The organism is Candidatus Nanosynbacter sp. TM7-076 (genome assembly GCF_022828325.1).
Lineage (GTDB): Bacteria > Patescibacteriota > Saccharimonadia > Saccharimonadales > Saccharimonadaceae > Nanosynbacter.
The window spans coordinates 42864-68532 of record NZ_JAJQJS010000001.1 but is presented as its reverse complement, the minus strand read 5'-3'; the positions used below and the strand labels follow the sequence as shown (position 1 = coordinate 68532).

Here is a 25669-nt window from a genome sequence, read left to right as displayed (position 1 = left end):
TTAGCTCAATCCTACAAAGATTTTATATACTCAGCAAGCTGCTCCAACGATATTTTTTCTTCGCCAGATTGCGTGCGAACACTAACCTCGTTAGCTTCCATATCCTTTGGTCCTACGATAAGTTGAACAGGTATCTTCATAGAGGTAGCTTCCCTAATCTTCTTACCTAATGATTCATTTCTAGAGTCTATTGTAAATCTTACATCATTATACCTAACTGGCTTCATGAGGGTAATGTCTGATAATATAGTTGTTATTTTATCAACATATTCTAATACTGTATCGTTGATTGTCAAAACACGAACCTGTTCTGGAGCCGCCCAAAACGGGAACCATCCGCCAGTATGCTCTATAAACACACTTAAGAATCGCTCAATTGATCCCAATAAGGCGCAATGAATCATAACTGGTGTTGTAAAATTACCATCAGCATCCGCATACTCCAAACCGAACCTTTGTGGTTGCACGAAATCTAGCTGCACAGTTGCAACTTGATGCTCACGGCCGATTGCATCCGTTGCCATAAAGTCAATCTTTGGACCATAAAATGCCGCCTCGCCCTCTTGCTCAAAATAATCCAATCCTACTTTCTCAACAGCAGATTTTAACTGGTTCTGCGCGGAATCCCATAAGCTAAGGTCACCTAAATACGAATCGGATTCATCACGATAACTTAATCGGACCCTAAGCTTCATATTGATTGATCCATACAGCTCACGAGCGGCAGATAATAAATTATTAATCTCGCCCTCAATCTGATCAGTACGACAAAATATATGACTATCATCCTGCGTTAATGAGCGTACACGATTCAATCCGCCCAGCTCGCCAGTTTTTTCGTCGCGATAATCTGTTGTCGTCTCCAAATATCTTACCGGCATATCACGATAACTTCGCGGTCGTGAGGCGAAAATTTGCGTATGATGCGGACAGTTCATGGGCTTAAGAGCCATCTCATCACTAGTTTCTTGGCTTTTAACTAAAAATAACTCTTCTCCGAACTTAGCCCAATGACCCGATGTTTCATATAGATCTTTTTTCGTAATATGAGGGGTCCAGACCTTTTCAAAGCCAAACTTCTGCCTCAGCTGGTTCGAATATTGAGCCACTATATCTCGTAAAATCGTACCGCGAGGAGTAAACAAGGGTAAACCAATCCCCACTAGAGGAGAGGTTGTATACAAATCAAGCTCCTTGCCTAACTTGCGATGATCTCGCTGTTTTGCAACTTCCAATCTATTCAGATATTCATCCAACTCTTCCTGTGTAGCGAACGCTACACCATATATTCGCTGCATTTGTGGATTGTTCTCATTGCCTCGCCAATATGCTCCAGCCGTCTTAGTGAGTTTAAATGCACCAACTTTTCCAGTACTATCCACATGTCCACCTCTACACAAATCAGTGTAATCACCCTGAGAATACAAAGAAACAGTCTCGACTTTACTATCGCCATCAGACACAGAGCCCATTTTTTCTCCAGCCAATTCGCTAGCAACGGTAGTGCCAGATCGCTTAAGATCATTCAGCAATTCCATTTTAAAGGTCTGATCTCCCTTTATAGCCCAATCAATAGCCTCTTCTACCGACACATCGCGCCGCTCAAACGGATAATTAGCCGCTACGATCTTTCGCATCTCCTCTTCTATCTTCGGAAGGTCAGCTTCAGAAATTGTCCCGTTGTCAAGATAAATATCATAGTAAAAACCATTATCGATAGCTGGACCCACGCCAAACTTCGCCTGAGGCCATAAATGCTGAATAGCCTGTGCCATAATATGCGCCAGGCTGTGTCTCATAGATTTTAGTTCTTCTTCACTCATATCAATATTATACCACGCTCCTTGATAGTAGACATCTGTTATGATAATATTATTATATCTGGGCGATTAGCTCATTTGGCTAGAGCGCTTCATTGACGTTGAAGAGGTGAGAGGTTCGAATCCTCTATTGCCCACCAGATACGACATATAAGCCTCGTCGATAGTAGACGGGGCTTTTTTATTAATAGAATTAGTTAATACAACAAAAAATGACCAAACCTACACGTTTGCCATATAAACCTTGACTTTATTTGATAAGTATGTTAGAATTTAAAGTATGAGTAAACATGACTCACCTAGTTTAGACACAAAAAAGCCGCAACACTGTTCTTTATTGAGCAAGACCAAAATTCACTACGAATATAACAAGAAGATCAACGAAGAAAGATCTATACTTAATTAAGTTGCCAGATTTATAAAGTAATCGCCTCTAAAACGAGGCGATTTTTATTTTACACAGCACTTTTCCACTGGATTTTTTTATAGTTGTATGTCAATATATTGATATGATATGCATAAAATGTTTTCACGAAAAAACCCACGTAACAAATTCTCGTCAAAATAAAAAATGCCCAACAACCTGGCGTAGACATATATGCAACCAATGCGGTTATTCTTTTACAACCTACGAAAAGCCTGCAGTTCCCCTTGTTGTCATATCACAAGATGGCGAGAAAAATAATTTTTCTATAGGAAAACTGATACTTAGTATTGCGCGAAGTTTTAATCATAACGAAAAATTAGCAGGCTCATATAGCTATGACTTGGCCAATACTATACAAGATAAATTAATACATCTACACAACAAGCCCACTATATCATCGCAGCACATCGCCGAGATAACCCACTCAACATTACAGAATTTTGACCAAATAGCCGCACTGCAATATGCAGCACAACATAATCTTATTATCTCTCAGAGAAAGAGGCGTCGTGGCCGTCCTTCTTTTTCTTATTCTGAGCACGACTCTGATCATTCATCTCTACAGTAGTCTTCTCCGTTACGTCAAACTTATCAAGATATTTACCAAGCAAAAGGTGAGTCTGTGCATTATATGACGCCAAAGAGCTATATACAATAGAAGTAACAGGCATTAAGAACCATTGTAGAACCATCAATGTGTTTCTACTCTTCTTATATCTTTCTGGACGAGGCGGCAACAACTTGAACGATACAAAAATCAATACCAAAATACTTATCATAGCTACCTGTTGTATTAAACTAACAGTATCCGGCAACTGGTGAGCAGCAACACTGCGTGCGGCTTCACTGTTTAGTACAAGAGGAGCCCATCCACCGAAAGCAACAATTAGAGCAATACAAGCCTGAGTTACATGACCATCTAATAGCCTTATAAACCTAGCTAGGCTAGGCCAAAATTTTACCGTCCTATTTTTATTAAATATATTATTACCAACATACGCCACATCCGAAGCTCCATAACTCCAACGGCGCAGCTGGATAAACTGAGCTTTTAATGTTTTTCTATAACTGTTAGCCAGCACTGCATCTTGATAAATCGGCACAAAAATTGGCACAACTTCATAATTACCATCAAAATAGAAATAGCTTCTCCAGTACTGGTGGCCATCCTCAACAATTGTTCGCGTGCTCCAAAAGTTCATCTCAACGAGAGCGTTCATTGGTTGCGAATGTGACGCAAAGTTACGCAAAGAATATGGGCGCATGGAGCTGATAATATTCCAAAATGAATTCCCTGTTGCCACTACTCGCATCGGTGCAGGTACATCCCATATATTATTAGTAAACAAACATATTGGCTGAAACGATAGGTGCTTTCTATCTTCGTGAACAATATATTCGTACGTCACATAATCAAAGTAATACTTATGCGGCTTATTATCACAGTCCATTGTTGTAACAATAACATCAGAAAAAGCTATTTCTTCCTGTTGTAAATATTGCTCCAGCCACTTGCCTGCATACGTGATGTTTCCGCCCTTACCAACTACCTCATTTGGTAGATCTTTTGGATGTTTTACAATGTGGAAAGAATGAAAGTACTTACCGTATTTCTTTTTCAGTATTTTAGCTGTTGTATCAATATCAACGCCACCACGTTCTTCGTACGCAAAAACTATAATCAGACGCTTCTTATCATATGTTGTATCTAAAACTGATTTAAGAGCAGGCTCAATCACTTCTATACTCTCGTTGTATGCAGGCATAATAAGAGCGTTGTAAATATTACTAGGTTTAGGATAGTACCCATCTTCCGCAGCAGACATAAATCTTAGGTTATCTACATGTTGTTGATATAACAACTCCTTAGATTGATTATCTCTCAGCCTAGAATACGCATCCTTCGGATCTTCCAAATCAGATAACCGTTTATTCCAGTCGGCTTTTGAAGCTTTCACCATATTATTATGACCATTAACTATCCTATAGCTGATAGCTATTGTTTTTACAAAAGCAATTAGTATTATAGTCAACAAATAAATTGATGCTAAAACAGGACTTACTATAGATAAGATAATCAGAAGGACAATAGCGCCATAACTTAGCAACCCAGGAAGCATCTCAAGAAAACGATATTTTTTTGTTCGTTTACCAAGTGGGATTTCAATGTCCATGTATTATCCTATCGATGCAATTTTAATTATAGAATAGGCTAAAATAGCTAAAATAGCTAAAATGCCCAATGTCAACCACAAAAGAAATATAGCCAAGCTTCGTTTCTCTAGTGAAATTAACTTGACACTTAGTGCGGAGTGACCAAAAACTATCATAAACGCCAAAACAAAATAACTAAATAAACTAGACCAGTGACTCCTATAAAAATTCGCATCACCATACGTAGTGTAGCGCGTAATAACCTGAGCCTCGCTATGCTTTATTGATGATCCTAAAAATATAGATACAACAATAGCCACAACAACGTTAACTATCAAAAGAGTTGCCACAGTCCTGTCGCTAAAAACAATTTTTATCGATTTCTTTACAGTATCTTTCATAAAATGGAGCCGTTGACTGGGCTTGAACCAGCGACCTGCTCGTTACGAATGAGCTGCTCTACCAACTGAGCTACAACGGCAAACTCCTTAGGAAATTATAGCAAAAATAGGAGTTTTTTCAAACTAGATCGATTATTTATCGATAGAAATGAAATATTTTACTTTATTGTTATTTTTTAAGTAGTTAAACTGGCTATTAAATTCAGTCAACGGAACTTTTACATAAGAGTAATTTACGGTGTTACCTTCAATGTTATTAAGCATCACAAAATAATATCCGTCACCCGAAAGAGTCTTTATAGGACCCGAGATTTTACCCTTTGTTAATGACATAGCCGCTTTCGTTAGACCTCCGTCAGAATTATCCGTAGAGACAGATAGATCAAATACCGACTGCACTTTGTCACCCATTTCCGTAGCAATATCCTTTAAGGATTTGCCCTCTTGCAGTCTCTTCTTAATATCAGACACTAGGTTATTAGCTGTTTTATCAATCTTAAAAGATACTTCTTGCTTTAACAGAGTATATTTCATAGCAGTTTTTAGTTCCTCCATTGACCAGTGAAGATTGTCTTTCACTACAGACTCATAAGCGGACTGCGATAGCTTGCTAGATTCCTGCTGTTTTTTGATAAGATCTTGAACCTTTTTATCATCAACAGTAATATTATTTTCTCTCGCAAGTTTTTTGGCATATGCCACCTCTAACGCCTTGTCTATGGACTGATTTTGATAGAACTTAACTTTATCTTTTTGGTCTGCCTGACCTTGAGATTGTAATACCGCTAATGAGCTGCGATGATACAATAAATAATCGCTATATTCGGCATTTTCTCCATCAATATTAGCCACAGGAAGAGGTAAAATCTTAGTTATCCTATATGCGATATCACTTGTATCTTTCCAGACATATAACTGCGCCCAACCAAGGACAACAAAAACAATCAGAATAACAACACTAACAAGCATCGTTATCCATACCAATCGACGTTTAGTGTATTGGATGGGATATTTATGCTTACGACCAGCTGCCAAAACCTTCTCGCGGTGCTGAGCTACTGTATCGTTTGTAATCCTCTTAGGTAGCTCCTTTGGTTGTTTTTTATCTTTACGGTTCAATAGATTCTTCATTGATATCCTCCTTCTTTGTCGAAATTTCCACTGCGTCTTGTAATTTATTATAGATCTTATCTGGATGTTCTACGTTTTTTATAACAAGATCTCCAACAAAAGTTTGAATAACTATTGTTCCGAATTTAAACATTTCTCCACTAAACCCCGGAATGCTATAACTAATGTTCTGAATTTTTGATAATTTCAACTCAATGACGTCTTTGCCAAAAAATCCATGTTGAGTAATCTGACGAATCCTCTGATCGGTAACAATATAGTAAGTGTAAAACCACATCAAAAAATGATAGAAAAATAGCATTAGACCAAAAATAAATCCGCCGACAAACACCCATAAAAGGTTCAAGTTATCTTGCCAAATTAAAAAAGGCAATGAACCAAGCGTCATTGATCCTAGAAGCAGATAAAATCCTTTTCTCATAGCAATTATGTGACGACGAAACACAAACAACAGTTGCTCTCCGTCACGCTGCCCATCAAATTGCTTATCTTTAATTTGCTCTGTCATATATTTGGTACCCCGGGCAGGAGTCGAACCTACAACCTTATCCTTAGGACGGATCTGCTCTATCCAGTTGAGCTACCGAGGCATACAACCATTATACCACGGTAACTCTCAGGAAAGACTAGCTTAGCGAGTAAACTTTTCACTTAATGTGTGATAATTTACCAATTCTTCCGGCTTGAACCAGTGCTCGATCTCACGAACGGCCTCATCTGAATCACCAGATGCGTGAATCAAATTTGGAACTCCCTTTTGACACTCATCTGCATAGCCAAAACTAATGTGTGAGTAATCACCGCGAATTGTTCCCATATCAGCCGACTTAGGTTCTGTTGGACCAACAATCTTCCTAACAACAGCAACAGCTTCGACGCCCTCTAGTACCATTGCTATAACTGGACCATCCATCATCATATCTAGTGTTATATTCAAAGTATCCTCGCCTCGACGAGTAGCCAATTTACCGATGTCCTCGTAATGAGCATAGTAATGGTCTCTGGATGGTGATGTCATTTTTACACCAACTATTTTTAGTCCAACTCGCTCAAAACGTTGTAAAATTTCCCCAACGATACCTCGTTGAACTGCGTCAGGCTTAAAGACGATTAGTGTCCTCTCAACGCCACAGTAGTTTTTTTCGCTTTCTGCCATAGATACTCCTCTGCTTATTATTTTCTAATATAGTAACAGAAATAAATAATTTGATAAACATATTCATTAGCGATAGAATAAATATTATGTTTATGTCAGAAGCTTTAACTGATTTCTTAGAACACCTAGAGGTTGAAGGTGGACGCAGTCAAAAAACCATCATAAATTATCAACTATACCTGGAGAGATTTATCGATTTTGCTGGCGATATAAATGTTGATAAAATTACATCAGAGCTAATACGTCAGTATCGCCTCTGGTTAAACCGTTATAAAAATGACAACACTGGCGAAGGGCTGTCTTTAATTACCCAAAGTTATCATCTTATTGCATTGCGAGGTCTACTGACCTACCTTTCTCGTCGTAATATCAAAAGTCTAGCGGCCGACAGAATTATATTACCCAAAGTAGTCCGTAAACAAGTGACTTTTTTACAATATGACGAGGTTTTACGCATGATTGATCAAATACCAACCGATACAGAATCTGGACTGAGAGATCGAGCAATCGTTGAATTGCTATTTTCCAGCGGACTACGTGTTTCAGAATTGGTCAATTTAAACCGCGATCACATAAACCTAAAGAGGCGCGAATTTATGGTGCGAGGAAAAGGACAAAAGGATCGCCCTGTTTTTATTTCAAAAAGTGCCGCCGAACACATATCGGCATACCTGGAAGCTAGAACAGATAATCTACCCGCTCTATTTTTAAGCTATAGCAAACGCCGCGCAACTCCCAACACCTCCGGAGACTACCGTAGGTTAAGCGCGCGCAGCATTCAGAGAATGATTGGTCAATATGCTAGATTGGCTGGTATCACAAAACATGTAAGCCCACACACCATGCGCCATAGCTTTGCCACCGACCTACTTATGAACGGTGCAGACTTGCGTTCAGTCCAATCAATGCTGGGACATAGCAATATATCAACAACACAGGTATATACGCACGTTACCGACCAGCATCTGAAAGATATTCACGACCGATTTCATAGCGACACAGAAGCTTAGCTTATGGGCTTACATCGACCTGCGGTAGCAGATCCGCCGCCAGATACAGAGAAATCTTTGCATAGACTATTCTTTAATTCAACCGCATTATTAGGATATGCGAAATCATCTCCTATTTGCAATCGAGCTTCAACTCTTCTGAATAAATCACTTGCCCGCCCCGTGGAATCGACAATTGGCTGGACTCCATCAAAATTGACAATCGTTCCGTCGGTTTTCTGAAGAGAAATCTTCACACTACCACCTTTATATATAGGTAATAACCTTAAGAACGCAGTTTCGCTACCGGCTGGAATCTCATCAACATCAATCACCGCTTTACATGAATATTCGCCAGAAAACTTGAATGTCTTGCTGCAAGAAATCACACTTGTTCCGTTATTATGTTCGTTACCGTCAGTTGCGCGTGGATGATCAGAAATCTTACCAGAAACAGCAGTACCATTCTGACCTACTACGTCTGATCTTAAAACATTCGGTCGTAAGAAAGAAGTGACACCAGTTGAGTCTAAAGCCGCTAAATTAAAGGTGGCGCCTGGGTTAATAAGCTGCACGCGCATCAATTGTGGCGAATTGGCATTCCAGTTGTTTTTCGTCGGCAGATCCCCAGAAGTGGATATTTCAGTGTTAGCGGCGTTGGCGCCATTCAAATTACTCTCATCATCGCGCCTATACCATTCAATAGATATCTTATTGAATGAACCAGTTGCGCGTAGTGGCACAATTTGAGATTTTTCCTCGATAGACTTATATATAAAATCTTGAGATTTCATAGTGATCTTTACGCAAGTATACGCTTGATCAAATTTTTTACCCGCATCTGTACCAGTTTTAATAATAGTTTCACCAGAAGAGCCACCTCCGACAACACCAGATGCCGCGACCATATTACAATTAATTGGACCATTCAGCACTCCCGCCGCTTGAATATTGCCCGTCTGGGCGGCACGAACCACACGCTTAGCATCTTCAACCCCAGCCAAAGCCGCGTCATAAGCACTCTGCGACAGATCATTATTCGAGGATTGTCGCTGATCCATAATCATCAACTTAATAAAACCAATAGTAACAATAGTCAGCAACATCGCGCCAAATATAACCGCAAAAAGAGATACAGCACCTGATTGTCGCGCATTTTTACCCATTTGTCCTCACAATCATCTCAAATTTATTTATAGCACAGAACTCAAAATTGCTATCATCTTCAGTCGGAGCTTTACAGGAAGAATTCCTTATTTCACTCATCTTGCTCGTCCCCAGCGTAAAGGTCAATTTATACAGCGCCTCCCTTGAATTGTCTGAGGTAACCTTTTCTAATGTAACTTCGTGTACACCAATTGAGCCATCGCCGCTATTGATAGCCCTGAGCAAATTGGACGATTTCGCAAGATCGACGGTTTCCGGATATTTGCCAGAAGCATCTTTTTTACACAATCCACTATCCGCATCAACTACGCGCACCAAATTCACTGGATTACCATTAACCTTAAACAGGCTATTTCCACCCAACAGGCTAGGATCGTCCAAATACTTCGGATTATTCCACACATAAGAATGAGAGCCAAGACAAAGTCGACCAGTTGACCAATTGCTATTATTCGGCACTCTCAAGCCTGTAGTGTCAATTTTTTCGGCATTCGCCTGAAGAAAATCACGTCGAATAGTGTCTGAAATATCTCGCCCCGCCTGATTAACATCACGAAGCACAATTCCTCTGCTATACATTTTTCCCGCTTGAATACCTACCATTGCAATCGACAACAAAAGAACAGAGATAAAACTCATTGCGAGCATCAATTCGATAAGTGTAAATCCTTTTTTATAATCCCGAATCATACAACCTCACAATCGTACCAATAGTCGCCGGCATTTTGCTGCCAACTGGCATCCAGCACGCTTTTATGTACGCATCATATTTATTGCTATCCCTGCTTCCAGTAGCCGTACTCGGCTTAACTAATCTAACAGATATTCCATACGTTTTTTTAGTATCACTATCGACCCGCGCGTACGTTTCTGCTGGTTTATAATCTCCAGGATTGTTCAATATACTAATCTTCGAAGCGAGCGAAGGCGTCGCAACCAAAGCAAACTCTTTCGTAGAAAAATCATCAGGACATTTCTCAGCACCCAAGTTTCCTTCATTGCTATTAACAGCAGAAACGCTCACCGAATTATTGTCTACCAATTTCTTCCAAGTATCATTTTTCATATCATGCGCATATCTTAGCATTTCAGCCTGAGCGTCAACCTGTTGACGAACCAACGTCGTCTCCAAAGAATACTGAGCAATAGCCATCCCGCGATTCATAGTTTCTAATGCAATAACGGCAACTAGGCTAAAAATAGTTACTCCAAGTAACACTTCGACAAGCGTGTCACCTCTGCTAAACTTACGCATCAGCACAACCTCCTGTCGCATTACCCATAACTACAGCATCGGCAGAACCTGCGTGTGATCGTAGAAAAATAGATAATCTCTCTCCCGGTAGCCAGCCGTCATCATAAACACAAATTTCCCTCTGTTGACGCTGCTCACCAGCAGATTGCACAACTCCAGCACTATTTTTATTGTTGACGAAATCAGTCAAATTGTCACCAAATCGGCTCGTGTCGGTTCTAATGTCCAACTGCCCCGTCTCTGGGTGGCGGTACATCAAAATAGAAATATACGCACTATCTTTGGCCTGGTTAGAAAACCTAGTTTTTGCTTGCCAATTAACGATATATTTATCAGACTCAGCGCCACGTTTATAAGTCCACGCACTACCCTTATCTGGTCTATAGGCATAAACTGGATAAGTTTTGTACAGATTGCCGTCAGTCGAGCCCAAAGAACCTTCAGTGGTAATATAGCGACCGACAATCACACAATCAGATTGGCCGCGTAGAGTTTCAGCTCGACCATCAGAGCCCTCAATTGGACAAGTGCCCTTAGATCGCTCATTCTCAACATTTACCACCTTCGAGTACTCATTTCGCAAAAAACCAGCATATGATTGCACCGAATCGCGATATTGCTGGCGATTAATTGACATACTTACACCGACCATCAGCATAGAGGTCAGCAAGCCAGAAATAGCCACAAACAAAATCACTTCAATTATAGTAAAACCTTTTTGTTTATTGTCCATCACTTCTCCATTATAGCATAAGCGCTTTTTACTTAGACAATAAGAAAGCCCCACTCTAAAATTTGTCGGCTAAAGAACCAAGCGAGTAAAAACCCTACGATAAGCAATGGGCCGAAGCATATCCGTGAAGTTGCTTGCAGTTTTCCTCGCATCATTGATGGCAAGACAAGAAGCGTGCCGATAAGATTTGCGATAAACAACGCAGCAAATGCCAAAAGCCAATTTCCTAAGAACAAACCCAATCCGAGTCCAAGCTTAACATCACCAAAACCGATCCAAGTTTTATCTTCCCCGTAACGATATTTCGAGAATAAATATAGCACCATATATATTCCGCTCAGAATCGCAATCGACCCAAATAACGTCATCAAGCTTTTTGAGAAATCGCCAGATAAACATACTTTTATTCCCGCAAAAATAGCGCCAAGAATGATAAATGGAATATTAATTACATCTGGAAGAAGTAGCCATCTGAGGTCATAGACAAATAAAATCGCCAGTAGCACCAAACTTGCCAACCATAGGACCAGCAACGCGACTTGCCAGATATCCGTCAATGATCCAGGCCAAAAAGCCATAGACGCGACAAACAGTCCAGTCATCACTAGTTCTAGCAAGATTTCCGTCCAACCGATAAATGCTTTGCAATATCTGCACCGCCCCAATCCAGCGACCCAACTTACCACAGGAATCAAATCGTACCACTTAAGCTCATGTCCGCAAGATAAACAGCGAGATCTGTCTTTGGAAATTTTTTTTATCAATGGAGATAATTTCTTTAATTCCTTTTGGTCAACCTTTTCTCCGGCTTTTTTATCTTCCATCAATTGACGAGCTCGCAAGCGCCAAATTTGCGCTCCGGCAAAACTGCCTAAAATAGCCCCTAAAAATCCCACTAGTACAAACTTAATCATACTTCTTATGGTAGCAAAAAACCATAAAAAAATCAGCCCCATACCGAGGCTGATTCGTAATTTATCTATAGATTATACGTCCTGGCAATACAATTGCTTTTGAGAACCGTTATTTTCCAACAGAACTACAACTGCTGCGTTGCGTGAAGATCCGTTTTGCAAAGTTATATTTGCTGGATCGTCAGCAGATGGAGCTGGCGTACTAGAAGGACACTTCTTGCCTCGCATAACCTTGATTTCGTTACTAGCTACTGACATTGAAGCACCAGGTGTAGCAACCTTTAACTCTGAGGACTTGTCGTATTGATCAAGCTTATCGACATACTTGCGTAGAGATTCTTCGTTAAATGTGCCGCCGTTGCGGTTAGCTGAATTCCAATTGGTAATAGCTGCGGCAACTGTTGAAGCGTCGTTCTTCCTTGATTGGTCGCGCTGGCTACGCTGCAAAGCTGGCAATGCGATAAACACCATCGCAAAGATAAGTCCAGCAATAGCCAAGACTAGGACGACCTCGATGATTGTAAATCCTTTTTTATTATCTTTTTTTGTCATTAGATTTCCCACCTTTCTATGGTTTACCTATATTTACGCAAAAATGCTTAAGTTTATAATACACTAAAAATATAAGTCAGTCTAGCGAATATTGATGTTGCCAACCAAACTATAAATTGGAAGCAAGATAGCCGCCACCATCGTACCAGCAACTATAGCTAAGAAGACCATCAGGACTGGCTCTATCATCGTCGACAAAGCGCGAATTTCCTCATCAAGCTCATCTTCGTACACCTGAGCAGTCTTACCCATCATCTCATCAATCTTACCCGATTGCTCACCAATTTTAATCATCTGCGGCACCATTGCTAGGAAATAATCTTCATTAGATAAAGAAGCTGACAAGGCCTTACCGCCCTTTACCTTATCTGACGCACGAAGTATGCTTTCGCTAATAATCACATTATTAACAGCATCAGACGTAATACGAAGCATGTCAAGCATTGGAACGCCAGTACTCAGAAGAACTTGACCAGTCCTGGCAAATCGAGCCATGTACATCTTCCTAAACATCCCTTTGAACATCGGAACGTTAAGCTTAAAGGTGTCTTTAGTCCTAATTCCCTGCTCAGTTTTCAGATATTGTACTATGAAATAACCGCCGATAATCATTGCCAATATAACAAGCCACCAAAGACTACTAAAAAAGTTCGCCACTTTAATCATCATAAGAGTTACAAATGGCAACTCCTTATTTAAGTCACGATACAGACCCTCAACTTGCGGAACAACCGTGAACAACATAAATCCGATAACTAAGATAATCACTACCAAGACAATTGACGGATACATCATAGCACCTCTAATTTTACTCATCATAGCAGCCTCTTTTTCCTGCTGAGCAGCTAACCTCTTAAGCGAATCATCCATCGTACCTGACGTCTCACCAGCCGAAACCAAAGCTACATAAACTTTATTAAAAGCTTCTGGGTGCTTTGCGAACGAATCAGACAAGGATTTACCACCTTCAACGTCAGAGATAATTTCCTGGACTATTTCCTGCATACGCTTATTCGTAGTCTGTTCCTGAACTGTTCGAAGACTTTGCGCCAAAGGCAACCCTGCCCCAATAAGAGTCGCTAGCTGACGAGTAAACACAACCTTATCCTTAGTGGTGATTCTACCAGAAAACCTCGCAAAGAAATTTGTTTTATCGTCTTGTAATTCAATTTTTAACGGCACAAAACCCTGAGCCGTCAAAAGCTTTGCGGCGGCATTTTCGCTATCAGCCTGAACAACCGATTTAACGATTTTATTACTCGCGCTATCTCTGGCTTCGTAATCATATTTTTTCATTTATTACCCCCTCATCAACCTCTCGAATTCCGTCAAATCGACAGCAAATTCACGAGCACTATCATACGTAATCGTACCGTTCTGTACCAAATTGACCAAAGTTCGATCCATCGTCTGCATTCCCTGGTCAGCACCAGTCTGAATCACGGCATCCAATTGGTGAGATTTACCTTCACGAATAATGTTGCGCACCGCTGGATTAGCAATCAAAACCTCTGCCGCCACGACTCGTCCACCACCGATAGATGGAACTAGTCGCTGCGAACAAATTGCCATCAAAATATTACTGAGCTGAGCGCGAATCTGTGGTTGCTGGTGTGGCGGGAACACGTCAATCATACGGTCAATTGATTGTGCTGCGGAGTTCGTGTGCAGCGTTGCAAACACCAAGTGTCCAGTTTCAGCAATCGTAATCGCTGCTGAAATCGTCTCGAGGTCGCGCATCTCACCAATCAACACAACGTCTGGGTCTTGACGAAGACTCGAGCGCAAAGCCGCAGAGAACGAATAGGTATCGTAGTGAACTTCACGCTGAACTACCACTGATTTTTTCGACTTGTGAGTAAACTCGATAGGGTCTTCAATGGTAATAATATGCTGTGAGCGCTCAGAATTGATCTTATCAACCAGCGCCGCCAAAGTCGTTGACTTACCGGAACCAGTTGGACCAGTGACCAACACCAAACCGCGAGGAAAATCCGCAAACGTGTTAACAACTGGTGGCATACCCAGTTCAGACGCCGACTTAATTTCATTTGGAATCAAACGTAGGGCTGCAGCCAAATTGCCACGCTCATGGAAGGCGTTAACTCGGAATCGTCCCAGTGTACCAAACGCAAACGAAAAGTCGAATTCCTTATCTTTTAGCAAAATCTGTCGCTGATCTTCATCAAGAATCTGAAATACCAATCTCTCAACCGCGGGCTCGTCCAATGGTTGAGTTCCGGTAGCCGGCATTAATGAACCGTCAATTCGCAGCATTGGCGGCAAACCAACTTGAATATGAAGGTCCGAAGCTCGCTTCTTAACGACTTCTTCCAGCAAAATCTCAATTCGCAATTCTTGATTATTCATATTTCCTCCTTTTACGCGGTATCCGCCGCTACCCTATTAACTTCTTCTATTGTCGTTATTCCGTTCAACGCCTTCAGATAGCCATCTTGACGCATCGTAATCATACCCTGTTGAATTGCCGTTCGCTGAATTTCCGCTGAGGTCGCGCGCTTAACAATCAAATTCTGAATCTCTTCAGTAATATCCATGACCTCATACAAACCAGCTCGCCCAGCATAACCGCGAGGAGTTTGCGGCGTATCTTTTCCTTTTGCCAAGGCAAACGACGTCTGTGTCGCTAGTGGCAAACTTTCATATCCCAAATCTTGCGCGTATTGAGCGACCTGTTCCCTCGTTTGTGGCAATAATCCACCAACCGCCTCGCGAATTGCCTGCGTTTCCAGTGGTGATGATTGATAAATATCTCGACGACGCGCCACTCGCCTCACCAAACGCTGACCGATGATTGTGTTAACCGTACTAGCGATAAGAAACGGCTCAATTCCCATATCCAACAAACGCGGCAGCACGCCAGCGGCGGAATTTGTGTGAAGTGTCGAGAAAACCAAGTGTCCCGTTAAGGCTGCCTGAATAGCCAAATTTGCTGTTTCGTTATCGCGAATCTCACCAACCATCACAATATCTGGGTCTTGACGTAAAATTGAGCGCAGCCCAGAAGCAAACGTCAAGCCAACTTCCGCGTTCACCTGAATCTGATTGACGCCATCCATCTTATACTCAACCGGATCCTCAAGTGTCACAATATTCACAGTGTCGTCTTTAATCTCCTTAATCAACGCGTACAAACTCGTTGACTTACCAGAACCAGTTGGACCTGACGTCAGAATCATTCCATTTGGTCGCTTAATGCCCTTACGAATCGTCCTTAACGCACGCCCAGCATAGCCCATATCTTCCAGATTAAAAGAACTTCCACTCTTATCAAGCAGACGAATAACCACTTGTTCACCCCAGACAACTGGAGAGATAGCGATACGAAGGTCAACTTCTTTGCCTGCGACGTTAACTGCAAATTGACCGTCCTGAGGAATGCGATGCTCATCAATTTTCAGATTGGAAAGAATCTTAATACGACTGACTAACGCCGGCTCAATGCTCTTTGGGAGCTGCATAATCTCACGCAAAACACCGTCAACACGACAACGAATCTTCAAAGCCTTCTCTAATGGCTCAATATGCACGTCCGATGCGTGACTCTTTACCGCGTATTCCAAAATTGTCGACAGCGCTCGTGATATTGGCGAATCCTGAACAATTGTTTTGATATTGCCAGCTTCCGACAAAGACTCTTCCTGCGAAGCCTGTGCAGCCACATTGACAGATGATAAGTCAGTCTTATATTGATCTAAGACGTGGCGGACACTCTCTTCCGAAGCCATGAATACTTTTATCGGACGCTGGATGCGGTTCGACAAATAGTCTACCGCTTGAACGTTGTTCGCGTCGATCATCGCTACCGCTAATCGGTTCTGAACTTCGGCCAACGGCACAGCCATAAATCTCTCGGCAACGTCGGACGGTAATAGAGATAAAATATCCTGGCTAATAACACTATTCGACAGATTGACATACGGCACGCCCGAAACTTGAGCCACACCATGAACTAATAGTTCATTGTCAAGCAACCCCTCTTCACTAAGCAAACTAAACAGAGGTTTGCCGCTCTCAGAGGCGCGCTTTAAGGCATCATCAATGACAGACTTCTCAATAAGCCCCTCGTTTACGAGCAGCTCGATCAACTTATCTTGGATGTCGTCCGTCAGTAAAGCCATTTACACCCCTTCTCTATTTGGCTGCATCTTGACCTACGAATATTTCAACAGTTGGATTTATTGCATTATTATTAAAAATCGCTGGGTTTGGCTTTTCGACGTCAGGTGATATTTCTCGAATAGTCTGTACTTTTGTACCAGATTCTGGGACTTTTAAGAACGAGATATTAGAAGCGACAATATAGCCGATTGCCACACCCACACCCGCGATCAATATTACCATTGCTATGTCTGTTTTCTTCATGGCTTAACCACCTTATTCTCTAATTGTATTGTTTGTGCTGGCTCGTAATAAGCGACACCTCGAACCACCAAACTCAATCTATCCTCATTTCGCTGGATTTCCACGGTCTTTAGGTCAATGACTCGAATAGACGCCTCTAACTTAGTTAACAATTCTTTCAATTTTTCAGCCGGACCGCTCACTTCCATAGTAAATGATATGGCATTTTCAGACGTTGACTCAGAGCTTTCACTGTCAGATCCAGATTGGGCAACGGTCAGATTTTGAATAGTCACACCAGTAGTCGTGTCAATAAATTTATTCTTCAATGAAGCACCAAGAGCGTCGGCGTTCGCATTATCTGGCAGCGCATCCAGTATCGTCTGAAGAGCATTACTTTCGCTGCTTGATTTTATAGAATTAAGTGCAGTATTCGTGTCTAAAACTCGGATATTCTTTTTTAACTCGTCAACAGACGATAAATTCTTGTCTAAACGAGAAATTGTACTTTGTTTTTCTAAAAGAATCTTTGAATGAAATACAATTTGCTGCACCAAAAATATGCTCACAACAAGCGCAATTCCAGCCAAAAATGCCGCAGAAGCTACAAAAATAAACATAGTCTTTTTTGACGAATCAATCTGTTGACGCTTGCGTATTGCAACTTCTTTATTATCGGTCGCCATTATTTCTTCTCCTGTTTTTTCGAGTTACTCTTAAACAAGCTATCCGGAATTCCCTGACGTGAATCTGTCACATCAACCTTACCAGTCGGCGTCAATACGGAAACTGTGCCGTTATTTGCAGGTGCTAGTAATTCTTCCGCATATTCAAACGAGAACGAGAATTGCAACACCTTTTTACCTTCTGAATTCTCTCCAAAACTAGTATCGCCATCTTTTATCTCCTTAGTCAGACTAACCTCGGAACTTTTATCACCATCAGTAGTCTGAACTTTCGTATTCAAGATGGTTTTCTTTAAAGTCTCTAACGCACTATAGCCATTAACCGCGCTACCCTCCAGAGTAATAGTTTTTGACCCAGGATTGACTTTTATATCCGAAAAACTAACATTATTTGGTGCAACTGGATTAACCGCCGTTACAACATCAAAGATCCTTGAATTAAGCTTCTTTCCAGAGTGCTGCTCATTGATCTTTGTTAATTGATGTTGAATCGTTACAACCTTATTGAGATCTTCGACCGCCATCAATTTATCGTTTCTATCTTTAATAACTCCGTTCTGGACCGCCTCGGCTGCAATTTGGCTGCCCAAAATCAACGCCAAAACAACTACTGCCGCAATCGAAGCACCGCCCACTAAGAACGATATCGAAATAACTCGATTGCGCATAACCCGAGTCTTTAATAGCTCGCGCTTAACGTTTGGGAGAAGATTTATCTCAATCATGATATATTACTCCTTTGTGCCAGACCTACGGCAATAGCGAATTCTGAAGCAATCGGCGCCAATTGCTGTTGATCCGACTGAGAAACTTGAACACGCTGCCACGGATCTGCAGCAATTGACTGGACTCCAGTTTTATTCATCACATATCCATCAAGTTGCGGAATAGCTGAACCAAACCCTGATAACAAAATTCCAGAAACCGCTACGCTTGGGTATCGAGTTTGGAAAAACTTTATAGATTTCACTAGCTCTGAAGAAAAATTGTCGAGAGTTGAATCAATAGCCCTTAACACTTGACCGTCTAATTTATCCGGTGCCAAACCAAATTTCAAAATAAATTGACGAGCTTGATCTTCCTGGACGCTAAGATTCTGAACCGCCGATCGAACCAAAGATGAAAGCCCAGTTGGAATCATACGAATAAGTCGCGGTGCTCCGTTATAAACGACCGCCAAATCCGTTGAATTTTCGCCCATATTGATAATCAAACGCGCATCCTGAGAATCGGTAGCCGATAAAGAGCGAACCATAGCAATAGCGTTTGGCTCTTCGGCAATCACATTGAAGCCAAGATTTTCAACTAATTCCAGACGCTCTTCCGCATAAGACTTCGCTGTACTTGTCAGCAAAATCTCATACTGATTCTGAGCATGCAAACTATCACCCAATAAAGCCCAGTCAACTTCTGCCTCATCCAAAGACATTGGAATATATTGATCAACTTGATATTTCATCATTGCCTTCAATTCCTGCTCAGAAACCTTTGGCACATCAATAATGGTCGAGAATGTCTTATTTGACGGCAACCCAACAGCTACATTAGAGGTTTTAATTCCAGCTTGACCAACAGCAGTCATAATAGCCTCACCCAAGCGTCGCTTAGCCTCTGGAGAATCGCCACTCGTTATCTTAGAATCAACTGGCGTATAACCGTAATGCGACAAACTCCATCCCGTGCCAGTACGAGACAATTGAACCACCCGCACCGCATTCGTATCGATGTCCAGTCCGAAGAATTCGCCCAACCCTTTTGCTAATTTCATAACTAATAGTAATTATATACATTAGCGTTTTAATTTGCAAACTTTTAATATCTTGGCGGCAATTCGCGAACATTCATCGTACTGATCGCGCCAGTGTTTCGATAATTATTGTAAGCCCAAATATAAGTGTCAGCCCTCAAATTGATGATTTCTGCTGGAGTTCCTGGATGCATATTTGGATCATTCTTTGCAGATGAAGCATGCTTTCCACCATATGTTCGCCGCAAGAACAAGCGTCCAGTTTTAATTGGCCCGTTGATTTTCAATTGCTTGCCACAAGAAACATCAGAAACACCACTCAGCCAAGCTACATCGCTAATTACCATGCCACAAGTACTGACATATCCGTCTTTTTGAGTAATCAACCAAGCATTCACTTCCCCAACCGAAGGCTCTATAATAATATTCTTCGCATAGATAATTAGTTGTGGCAATTGGCGCACATCATTCGTGTCTGCGTACAGCAAATCGCCCGAAATCCTGACTACACCCGAGGACTTTATGACTATACTCTTGCCTACACTTAATTTTGACCCCGTTAAGGTTACGTTTCCAGCGTTATATTCACCTGTGGCCAAGCTGTTGACATCCACGTTACCAGAAACACTACCCTTGACGCCACCAACCGACGGTAAAGTAAAATTATCTGGAACTGAACTGGTGCTGCTGAAATTACCAAACTTTGGAATATTGGCAAAAGTTAGCTTATTATAGTCACGCGGCGTCACGCCCGAGCGACCATTAAACGACGATGACAATCCAGCCCCCGAAGCCGAATCCGCCTTGCCATTGGCAATAATTCCATATTCACCCCAAGAACCGTACACATTCTGATTCGTATAGGCCATCTTATACGCCAATGTTATATCCTCGATCAGTAGTCCCATATGTGACGGATTAGATTTTACATAAATATCGATGAAGTTATTATTCTCATATAAAACAGTGCCTGGCTGCGTCTCAGCGGTAAATCGAGAATTTCCAGCATAGCCCGGAAGACCCCAACCAAAATACTGAACTCCTTCAGGTCTGGAGCCGTTATCATTACCCAACGTTTTCATCTCATAACCGTTGATCTTCACCTTAACGAGGTTATCTACAGCTCCACTAAAACCGATCTCCAGACTCTTAGCATCTTTTAACCCTTCTAAATTAATACCCTTCAATCTAAAGACGTATGTATTTGAGCACGGGATAATCTCTACTATAGGACGAGAATTATCATGACAATTTAGATGAGCCGGATCCGGTTTACTATTAGAATGCGTATGTCGACCAAAGCTGTTTATACCAATCCATTTTGCAGAGTCAGATGTTCTCCAAACGCCCCTCTTACAATAATCAGGATTATAGACGAGCGATGCGTCACCAACTATGTCATAATACATGGAATCGGGTTCACACGTAATATAACCATCTTGCAATACATCGCCTCCACCAGGAGCGCGCCACTGTGTCGTTACAATCGTCCTTGCTTGATAGTCGTCTTTTAAGTTGGTCGCATCACCATGACAACTCGGAAGATAATCTGGCTTTCCAGTAGACTTCTTATACGCCCTTTGATTTCCATTACCGCCATACTGATCTTCGGCACAAACTATTGACCAATGTTTATCATCCATATTACCACCCTTATATCCATATTCACCGGGACTAAACGACACTTCATCACCAAGCTTATTACCATCTTTGTCTAAACCTGTACCCCACAGTCCCCTTGCTCGTATAGAGGTCTTATCTAACTCAATGCGACTAAGATTCTCATCAGGAACGTTCACGCTGTTCGATGTCTTGCTAGTAATAACTTCTTTGTCAGTCTTAATATCACCGCCCCAAACCTGAACCTTTGGTCTTTTTGACGACCTAATACACTTAACTGCGTACCTAAAATCCGTAGAAGGAGCCGAACCATTATAATCGCTAACCATAACCACGTAACATAGACTATCGTTAGCACTTAGCTTAACCCTGTCCAAATTATCTATCTGATTTGTAGCCACTGGAGTCTGACCGGTGTTTAATTGACTGCCAGTGTTTTGAACAATTTTTCTACACGCGCCACTATCAATATTTAAGCTATCTCTATATTGTCCTTTAATCAGTCGCACAATTGCGCACGGCCAATCATCATCAGCAGTACCCCCAGGCAACGAAACCACATCGCTCTTACCCGTAAGCCCCGATACTTCAGCCCCTCTTACAACAAACCGAGCAAGTGCATACGAAGAATTTTGAGTCTTTAAAGTCCCTTTGTTATTCAACCCAGCATTTATTCCCTCAATTTTCGTGACATTTTCTGCGTCAATATAATCCGAATTAACACTAACTGAAGGCTCTACGTCATAATCGTACGGAACCTCAGCACAGGCATATGACGAATACACCCAGCCGGTTGGCGCCAAAGAATTACGCCTATCCCAGTAGATTCGCTGACAGATACGCTTACCCATGTCTTCTTTTCGAATAACTCGCGTAAACATAAATTTATTTTCTCCAAGCGGACCACGAACATCCTCTAATCTAGATTTTCCGTTCAATGCCTCCATAGTGGTAGTGTGATAATCCACACCCTCTGGATTGTTCATTCGTTTCCAAGCATAATCCTTCCAATTCGTCATAACGTTAAACCATCGGGATTTTTCATTATGCCAAGCCCCCCTGTCGTTCAGACTGACATCATTATCCATCGGCTGGTTCGATCTAATATCAAATACATCCTGCTGAACGCCAGTTATAACATTATCAGTAGGCCCACCGCTAACAAAAAGACTATGCCACCAGTCAACTGTATCTCCGGGCTTCACATCCTTTAACCTCCCCGGAGCAATAGTCCAGTTAGATCCGAAGTTGGTAGTGTCTTCTCGATTAAATTGCTTAGTAACCCAGGATTTACCAGTTATCGTCCAATTTGGCGAGCTTGGCGCCGCATACGTATAGACAAAAAAAGCTGCTACTGATATAGCCAAAGCCACTACTATTGCCAGCATGCCCACCTTAGGCAATGAGTATTTTCTTCTCATGCTTATAATTATATCAAAGATTACGCAGATGATATAATAAATATATGAGTTTATCTATTGGAATCGTTGGTTTACCAAATGTCGGCAAGTCGACACTTTTTAACGCTTTAACAAATAATGATATTTTAGCGGCTAATTATCCGTTTGCGACAATTGAGCCGAACACAGGAATTGTTCCCGTGCCAGATAATCGCCTGCAAATTTTAGCCGATCTTTATCATGCGCAAAAAATTATTCCAGCCACCGTCACTTTCGTCGATATCGCGGGGCTGGTTGCTGGCGCGTCTAAGGGCGAAGGTTTGGGCAATAAATTTCTACACAATATCAGAGAGTGCGACGCAATTATTCATGTTGTCCGTGCGTTCGAAAATTCAAAAATTTTGCGCCACGATGAAGCGCCAATTGACCCAAAAAAGGATATTGGCATTATCAATACTGAGCTGATTCTGGCTGATCTACAAACTCTTGAAAAACGCCTGCCCCAACTTCAAAAAGAAGCCAAAGCAAACCCAAAAGCTCGCCAAAAAGTTGAATATCTGCAATCTTTAATCGACAATTTACAAAAAGGCGTACCAATTTCCGCCCTGTCAGATGTGGATTTTGAGGCAATTTCCGACCTGCACCTTCTTACCGCCAAGCCAGTAATTTACGCGTTTAATGTCGACGAAGAAGGATTGAACAATTCCGACCTACAGAGTCAATTGACCGAACTCGTAAGTCCCGCAAAAACCGTTTTTGTCTGCGCAAAATTAGAGGAAGAATTGAAGGGCTTATCTGAGAATGACGCCAAAGAGCTATTAGAAAGCTACGGCGTCAAGGAAACTGGACTCGCCAAACTTATTCACGCAGCCTACGATACGCTCGGACTACAAAGCTACTTAACTGCGGGCGAAAAAGAAGTTCGCGCTTGGACAATTCACAAGGGCTGGACTGCACCGCAAGCCGCGGGCGTTATTCATTCGGATTTTGAGCGCGGATTTATTGCCGCACAAATTGTCGATTTTAACGATTTAGTCGCTGCAGGATCAGAAGTTAAGGCTCGTGAAAACGGCAAAATTCGCACCGAAGGAAAAACTTACGTTATGCAACCAAATGACGTCGTTGAATTTAGGTTTAACGTTTAGCTAATTTCAATTTGTAAAATCGCTCGAGATTGCCCTTACTGCCTGCCACTTCACTATCTTTTTTATCTAAGATAACAAAATACTTTTTCGCCCAATCTTCAAAGTCGGATAAAATTTGTCGACGAACTTTATCGTTTTTAATAATTCCCTTATTAACCTGATGCCGTCCCGCCTCAAATTGAGGTTTTGCCATAGCAACCAATATCGTATTTGTATTCATCAAATTTTCTGCCACGTGCGGCAAAATTTCCCTCAGAGATATAAACGACACATCGCCCACAATAATATCAATTGCTTCATCTGCATAAAAATCACGAATATCGGTCTTTTCGTAAAGAACAATTTTTGGATTCGGCCTCAAACTTGGATGAAGTTGATCCGTTCCAACATCAACAGCAAATACCTTTTTGGCGCCATGACGCAACGAATAGTCAGTAAATCCGCCCGTACTCGAGCCAATGTCCAGAACAGTTTTATCCTGAAAATTAAGATGAAAATACTCCGCTACGCTTGCCAACTTTAAGCCAGCTCGCGAAACGTAAGTTTCCTTCTTTTCGAGCTTTATCTCGTCCGAATCAGACACCATAGTCCCTGATTTTTGGACAATTTTCTTATTCAAAAAAACATAGCCCAGACGAATAAAATTATCCGCCTGAGATCTTGTCGTCGCCAAACCGCGCTCTACCAGAGCTTTATCTAACCGCTGTTTCATTAAATATGACTATTTCTTTCGCTCGCGATATTCACCAGTGGATGTGTCAACGCTAATAATATCACCCTGCTTGATAAATGCTGGAACTTTGACAACTAGCCCCGTCTCCAAAGTAGCGTCTTTTAGTACAGATGAAGTCGTATCACCCTTAACCACATCTTCCGTGTAGGTAACTTCCAGATATTTATTCTTTGGCAGTTCAACGTTAATCACTCGACCGTCGAAGAATTGAAGGCTTAATTCGTCGCCTTCTTTCAGGTATTTACTGGCATCGTCCACGATTTCCGCAGCCAGCTCAAATTGCTCAAAGCTAGTCGGATCCATGAAATAGAACTTGTCGCCATCGTTATACAAATATTGCGCAGTTTTATTATTTACTTCCGCAGCTTCGATTCGCTCTTGACCCTTGAAAGTCTTTGGGATGACACTTCCGTCAATTAGGTTTTTCAATTTCACGTTAACAATCGAACCGCCACGACCCATAACTTTTTGGCCGTATTCTACGACGCGATATGGTTTGCCGTCAATTTGACAAACTACGCCTTTTTTCAAATCAGTTGGCTGATACATACTTTCTCCTTTCCAATAAAATATCTCGCTGCCAAATATGTAATAGCAACGAGATATTGCGCATTAAACGTTCCTAGTTGCTGCTAACAAATGGCAACAAAGCCAAGTGGCGAGCACGCTTAATTGCTACTGCCAAGCTTCGCTGTTGCTTTTCGCTCAAACCAGTCTTACTGATTGGCTCGATTTGACCGTAAACATTGATGTAACGTTGCAAAGTTTTTACATCTTTATAGTCAAAAATAATCGGTGGATTTTTCTTCAATTGTGCCATTTTAATCTCCTTATTAGAATGGAATTTCGCTTAGGTCAATTGGCTTATCGTCAATTTCCGTTACGACTTCCTCTTTTTTAGTAGTCTTTGGTGCTGCAGAACCTGAATTGTCGCCGCTTGGACCATCTAAGAACGTTACATCCGAAGCAGTGACTTCAATTCGACTCTGTCTTTTACCGGTATCCTTATCTTCCCAGCTATCCTGTCGCAGTCGTCCTTGGATCAAAACCCGACGACCCTTGCTTAGATATTGCATTACCAAATCACCAAGTTTATCCCAGGCTGTGATATTGAAAAAGTCAGCCTGATCGTCTTGAGATTGTCGATCAACAGCAATGCTGAAACTAACTACGTTCTTGCCAGAAGCGGTTGTTCGCTGTTCTGGATCGCGTGTCAATCTACCCAATAAAATCACTTGATTGATACTTCGTGCCATATTCTATCCCCTCTTTTA

27 protein-coding genes and 3 tRNA genes are annotated in these 25669 nt (G+C 41.5%); 4 read left to right on the top strand and 26 right to left on the bottom strand.

All coding sequences use genetic code 11. From position 1 onward, the window contains the following. Positions 1-11: 11 nt before the first annotated feature. Positions 12-1823: a threonine--tRNA ligase gene (gene thrS, locus LRM47_RS00350; RefSeq protein ID WP_243822369.1), complete on the bottom strand. Its 1812-nt coding sequence runs from the start codon at positions 1821-1823 to the stop codon at positions 12-14. A gap of 60 nt (positions 1824-1883) precedes the next feature. Between thrS and LRM47_RS00345 the strand changes: the two genes are divergently transcribed. Together LRM47_RS00345 and LRM47_RS04175 are read left to right on the top strand one after the other, a co-directional pair. Next, positions 1884-1960 (top strand) — tRNA-Val (locus LRM47_RS00345). Positions 1961-2329: 369 nt separating this feature from the next. Further along, positions 2330-2815, top strand: a complete 486-nt coding sequence (locus LRM47_RS04175; RefSeq protein WP_353524819.1) for an NrdR family transcriptional regulator — start codon at positions 2330-2332, stop codon at positions 2813-2815. On the opposite strand, the gene LRM47_RS00340 is transcribed toward LRM47_RS04175, so the two are convergent. The 7 genes from LRM47_RS00340 to LRM47_RS00310 form a co-directional block, all read right to left on the bottom strand. Further along, positions 2733-4421, bottom strand: a complete 1689-nt coding sequence (locus LRM47_RS00340; protein WP_243822368.1) for a glycosyltransferase family 2 protein — start codon at positions 4419-4421, stop codon at positions 2733-2735. The genes LRM47_RS04175 and LRM47_RS00340 overlap by 83 nt on opposite strands. Before the next feature lie 3 nt (positions 4422-4424). After that, positions 4425-4802: a hypothetical protein gene (locus LRM47_RS00335; RefSeq protein ID WP_243822367.1), complete on the bottom strand. Its 378-nt coding sequence runs from the start codon at positions 4800-4802 to the stop codon at positions 4425-4427. A 4-nt stretch (positions 4803-4806) separates the two neighbouring features. Next, positions 4807-4882 (bottom strand) — tRNA-Thr (locus LRM47_RS00330). Positions 4883-4934: 52 nt separating this feature from the next. After that, positions 4935-5933, bottom strand: a complete 999-nt coding sequence (locus LRM47_RS00325; RefSeq protein WP_243822366.1) for a SurA N-terminal domain-containing protein — start codon at positions 5931-5933, stop codon at positions 4935-4937. Continuing rightward, positions 5911-6441: a PH domain-containing protein gene (locus LRM47_RS00320; RefSeq protein WP_178143150.1), complete on the bottom strand. Its 531-nt coding sequence runs from the start codon at positions 6439-6441 to the stop codon at positions 5911-5913. Before LRM47_RS00320 ends, LRM47_RS00325 begins: the two co-directional genes overlap by 23 nt. A 5-nt stretch (positions 6442-6446) precedes the next feature. Then, positions 6447-6523, bottom strand: a tRNA-Arg gene (locus tag LRM47_RS00315). Between the two features lie 41 nt (positions 6524-6564). Beyond that, the gene (locus tag LRM47_RS00310) at positions 6565-7089 is read right to left on the bottom strand and encodes a nucleoside-diphosphate kinase (RefSeq protein ID WP_129743549.1); all 525 of its coding nucleotides are present in this window, start codon (positions 7087-7089) and stop codon (positions 6565-6567) included. Positions 7090-7181: 92 nt separating this feature from the next. On the opposite strand from LRM47_RS00310, the gene xerA reads away from it, so the two are divergent. Then, on the top strand, positions 7182-8099 hold the full coding sequence (gene xerA, locus LRM47_RS00305; RefSeq protein WP_243822365.1) for a site-specific tyrosine recombinase/integron integrase: 918 nt from the start codon (positions 7182-7184) through the stop codon (positions 8097-8099). Here xerA and LRM47_RS00300 read toward each other — a convergent pair. The 14 genes from LRM47_RS00300 to LRM47_RS00235 form a co-directional block, all read right to left on the bottom strand. After that, positions 8096-9244 carry a hypothetical protein gene (locus tag LRM47_RS00300; protein ID WP_129634912.1) on the bottom strand — a complete coding sequence of 383 codons (1149 nt, stop codon included), beginning with the start codon at positions 9242-9244 and terminating at the stop codon, positions 8096-8098. The genes xerA and LRM47_RS00300 overlap by 4 nt on opposite strands. Beyond that, positions 9237-9935, bottom strand: coding sequence for a PilW family protein (locus LRM47_RS00295; RefSeq protein WP_243822364.1), 699 nt, complete (start codon positions 9933-9935; stop codon positions 9237-9239). The genes LRM47_RS00300 and LRM47_RS00295 overlap by 8 nt, the downstream gene beginning before the upstream one ends. Next, positions 9919-10500, bottom strand: a complete 582-nt coding sequence (locus tag LRM47_RS00290) for a type II secretion system protein (protein ID WP_243822363.1) — start codon at positions 10498-10500, stop codon at positions 9919-9921. The genes LRM47_RS00295 and LRM47_RS00290 overlap by 17 nt, the downstream gene beginning before the upstream one ends. Further along, positions 10493-11233, bottom strand: coding sequence for a type II secretion system protein (locus tag LRM47_RS00285; protein WP_243822404.1), 741 nt, complete (start codon positions 11231-11233; stop codon positions 10493-10495). The genes LRM47_RS00290 and LRM47_RS00285 overlap by 8 nt, the downstream gene beginning before the upstream one ends. A 32-nt stretch (positions 11234-11265) precedes the next feature. After that, the gene (locus tag LRM47_RS00280) at positions 11266-12147 is read right to left on the bottom strand and encodes a prepilin peptidase (RefSeq protein WP_243822362.1); all 882 of its coding nucleotides are present in this window, start codon (positions 12145-12147) and stop codon (positions 11266-11268) included. A gap of 72 nt (positions 12148-12219) precedes the next feature. After that, on the bottom strand, positions 12220-12699 hold the full coding sequence (locus LRM47_RS00275; RefSeq protein ID WP_129632204.1) for a type II secretion system protein: 480 nt from the start codon (positions 12697-12699) through the stop codon (positions 12220-12222). 81 nt (positions 12700-12780) lie between these two features. Further along, entirely contained in the window at positions 12781-13995 is a 1215-nt protein-coding gene (locus tag LRM47_RS00270) for a type II secretion system F family protein (protein ID WP_243822361.1), read from the bottom strand. 3 nt (positions 13996-13998) lie between these two features. Then, on the bottom strand, positions 13999-15069 hold the full coding sequence (locus LRM47_RS00265) for a type IV pilus twitching motility protein PilT (protein ID WP_243822360.1): 1071 nt from the start codon (positions 15067-15069) through the stop codon (positions 13999-14001). Between the two features lie 11 nt (positions 15070-15080). Further along, a complete protein-coding gene (locus LRM47_RS00260; RefSeq protein ID WP_243822359.1) occupies positions 15081-16841 on the bottom strand; it encodes a GspE/PulE family protein in 1761 nt (586 codons plus the stop codon). A 13-nt stretch (positions 16842-16854) separates the two neighbouring features. After that, positions 16855-17085: a hypothetical protein gene (locus LRM47_RS00255; protein WP_129636905.1), complete on the bottom strand. Its 231-nt coding sequence runs from the start codon at positions 17083-17085 to the stop codon at positions 16855-16857. Beyond that, positions 17082-17750, bottom strand: coding sequence for a hypothetical protein (locus tag LRM47_RS00250; protein WP_243822358.1), 669 nt, complete (start codon positions 17748-17750; stop codon positions 17082-17084). The genes LRM47_RS00255 and LRM47_RS00250 overlap by 4 nt, the downstream gene beginning before the upstream one ends. Further along, entirely contained in the window at positions 17750-18475 is a 726-nt protein-coding gene (locus tag LRM47_RS00245; RefSeq protein ID WP_243818977.1) for a PilN domain-containing protein, read from the bottom strand. The genes LRM47_RS00250 and LRM47_RS00245 overlap by 1 nt, the downstream gene beginning before the upstream one ends. Further along, positions 18472-19518, bottom strand: coding sequence for a type IV pilus assembly protein PilM (gene pilM / locus LRM47_RS00240; RefSeq protein WP_243822357.1), 1047 nt, complete (start codon positions 19516-19518; stop codon positions 18472-18474). Before pilM ends, LRM47_RS00245 begins: the two co-directional genes overlap by 4 nt. Positions 19519-19562: 44 nt before the next feature. After that, positions 19563-22538, bottom strand: a complete 2976-nt coding sequence (locus LRM47_RS00235) for a hypothetical protein (protein WP_243822356.1) — start codon at positions 22536-22538, stop codon at positions 19563-19565. A gap of 44 nt (positions 22539-22582) precedes the next feature. Between LRM47_RS00235 and ychF the strand changes: the two genes are divergently transcribed. Further along, on the top strand, positions 22583-23662 hold the full coding sequence (gene ychF, locus LRM47_RS00230) for a redox-regulated ATPase YchF (RefSeq protein WP_129634771.1): 1080 nt from the start codon (positions 22583-22585) through the stop codon (positions 23660-23662). Here the strand turns inward: ychF and LRM47_RS00225 are convergent. From LRM47_RS00225 to LRM47_RS00210, 4 genes are all read right to left on the bottom strand, one after another. Next, the gene (locus LRM47_RS00225) at positions 23652-24374 is read right to left on the bottom strand and encodes a TlyA family RNA methyltransferase (RefSeq protein WP_243822355.1); all 723 of its coding nucleotides are present in this window, start codon (positions 24372-24374) and stop codon (positions 23652-23654) included. The two genes, ychF and LRM47_RS00225, sit on opposite strands and share 11 nt — an antisense overlap. A gap of 9 nt (positions 24375-24383) precedes the next feature. After that, the gene (gene efp, locus LRM47_RS00220) at positions 24384-24944 is read right to left on the bottom strand and encodes an elongation factor P (RefSeq protein ID WP_129632170.1); all 561 of its coding nucleotides are present in this window, start codon (positions 24942-24944) and stop codon (positions 24384-24386) included. Positions 24945-25017: 73 nt separating this feature from the next. Next, complete coding sequence (gene rpsR / locus LRM47_RS00215) at positions 25018-25215, bottom strand: 30S ribosomal protein S18 (protein ID WP_129634767.1); 198 nt, start codon at positions 25213-25215, stop codon at positions 25018-25020. 13 nt (positions 25216-25228) lie between these two features. Further along, positions 25229-25651 carry a single-stranded DNA-binding protein gene (locus LRM47_RS00210; protein ID WP_129634765.1) on the bottom strand — a complete coding sequence of 141 codons (423 nt, stop codon included), beginning with the start codon at positions 25649-25651 and terminating at the stop codon, positions 25229-25231. Positions 25652-25669 lie beyond the last annotated feature (18 nt).

What these genes read in the sequence shown, in the direction of transcription:
- LRM47_RS00250 (WP_243822358.1), bottom strand. Translation starts at nt 17,750, where the DNA reads ATGGCGACCGATAATAAAGAAGTTGCAATACGCAAGCGTCAACAGATT.
- pilM (WP_243822357.1), bottom strand. Translation starts at nt 19,518, where the DNA reads ATGAAATTAGCAAAAGGGTTGGGCGAATTCTTCGGACTGGACATCGAT.
- LRM47_RS00260 (WP_243822359.1), bottom strand. Translation starts at nt 16,841, where the DNA reads ATGGCTTTACTGACGGACGACATCCAAGATAAGTTGATCGAGCTGCTC.
- LRM47_RS00280 (WP_243822362.1), bottom strand. Translation starts at nt 12,147, where the DNA reads ATGATTAAGTTTGTACTAGTGGGATTTTTAGGGGCTATTTTAGGCAGT.
- LRM47_RS00235 (WP_243822356.1), bottom strand. Translation starts at nt 22,538, where the DNA reads ATGAGAAGAAAATACTCATTGCCTAAGGTGGGCATGCTGGCAATAGTA.
- LRM47_RS00275 (WP_129632204.1), bottom strand. Translation starts at nt 12,699, where the DNA reads ATGACAAAAAAAGATAATAAAAAAGGATTTACAATCATCGAGGTCGTC.
- LRM47_RS00295 (WP_243822364.1), bottom strand. Translation starts at nt 9,935, where the DNA reads ATGATTCGGGATTATAAAAAAGGATTTACACTTATCGAATTGATGCTC.
- rpsR (WP_129634767.1), bottom strand. Translation starts at nt 25,215, where the DNA reads ATGGCACAATTGAAGAAAAATCCACCGATTATTTTTGACTATAAAGAT.
- LRM47_RS00270 (WP_243822361.1), bottom strand. Translation starts at nt 13,995, where the DNA reads ATGAAAAAATATGATTACGAAGCCAGAGATAGCGCGAGTAATAAAATC.
- LRM47_RS00300 (WP_129634912.1), bottom strand. Translation starts at nt 9,244, where the DNA reads ATGGGTAAAAATGCGCGACAATCAGGTGCTGTATCTCTTTTTGCGGTT.
- LRM47_RS00325 (WP_243822366.1), bottom strand. Translation starts at nt 5,933, where the DNA reads ATGAAGAATCTATTGAACCGTAAAGATAAAAAACAACCAAAGGAGCTA.
- LRM47_RS00265 (WP_243822360.1), bottom strand. Translation starts at nt 15,069, where the DNA reads ATGAATAATCAAGAATTGCGAATTGAGATTTTGCTGGAAGAAGTCGTT.
- LRM47_RS00310 (WP_129743549.1), bottom strand. Translation starts at nt 7,089, where the DNA reads ATGGCAGAAAGCGAAAAAAACTACTGTGGCGTTGAGAGGACACTAATC.
- LRM47_RS00225 (WP_243822355.1), bottom strand. Translation starts at nt 24,374, where the DNA reads ATGAAACAGCGGTTAGATAAAGCTCTGGTAGAGCGCGGTTTGGCGACG.
- xerA (WP_243822365.1), top strand. Translation starts at nt 7,182, where the DNA reads ATGTCAGAAGCTTTAACTGATTTCTTAGAACACCTAGAGGTTGAAGGT.
- LRM47_RS00340 (WP_243822368.1), bottom strand. Translation starts at nt 4,421, where the DNA reads ATGGACATTGAAATCCCACTTGGTAAACGAACAAAAAAATATCGTTTT.
- thrS (WP_243822369.1), bottom strand. Translation starts at nt 1,823, where the DNA reads ATGAGTGAAGAAGAACTAAAATCTATGAGACACAGCCTGGCGCATATT.
- LRM47_RS00285 (WP_243822404.1), bottom strand. Translation starts at nt 11,233, where the DNA reads ATGGACAATAAACAAAAAGGTTTTACTATAATTGAAGTGATTTTGTTT.
- LRM47_RS00320 (WP_178143150.1), bottom strand. Translation starts at nt 6,441, where the DNA reads ATGACAGAGCAAATTAAAGATAAGCAATTTGATGGGCAGCGTGACGGA.
- ychF (WP_129634771.1), top strand. Translation starts at nt 22,583, where the DNA reads ATGAGTTTATCTATTGGAATCGTTGGTTTACCAAATGTCGGCAAGTCG.
- LRM47_RS00290 (WP_243822363.1), bottom strand. Translation starts at nt 10,500, where the DNA reads ATGCGTAAGTTTAGCAGAGGTGACACGCTTGTCGAAGTGTTACTTGGA.
- efp (WP_129632170.1), bottom strand. Translation starts at nt 24,944, where the DNA reads ATGTATCAGCCAACTGATTTGAAAAAAGGCGTAGTTTGTCAAATTGAC.
- LRM47_RS00255 (WP_129636905.1), bottom strand. Translation starts at nt 17,085, where the DNA reads ATGAAGAAAACAGACATAGCAATGGTAATATTGATCGCGGGTGTGGGT.
- LRM47_RS00245 (WP_243818977.1), bottom strand. Translation starts at nt 18,475, where the DNA reads ATGATTGAGATAAATCTTCTCCCAAACGTTAAGCGCGAGCTATTAAAG.
- LRM47_RS00210 (WP_129634765.1), bottom strand. Translation starts at nt 25,651, where the DNA reads ATGGCACGAAGTATCAATCAAGTGATTTTATTGGGTAGATTGACACGC.
- LRM47_RS04175 (WP_353524819.1), top strand. Translation starts at nt 2,330, where the DNA reads ATGATATGCATAAAATGTTTTCACGAAAAAACCCACGTAACAAATTCT.
- LRM47_RS00335 (WP_243822367.1), bottom strand. Translation starts at nt 4,802, where the DNA reads ATGAAAGATACTGTAAAGAAATCGATAAAAATTGTTTTTAGCGACAGG.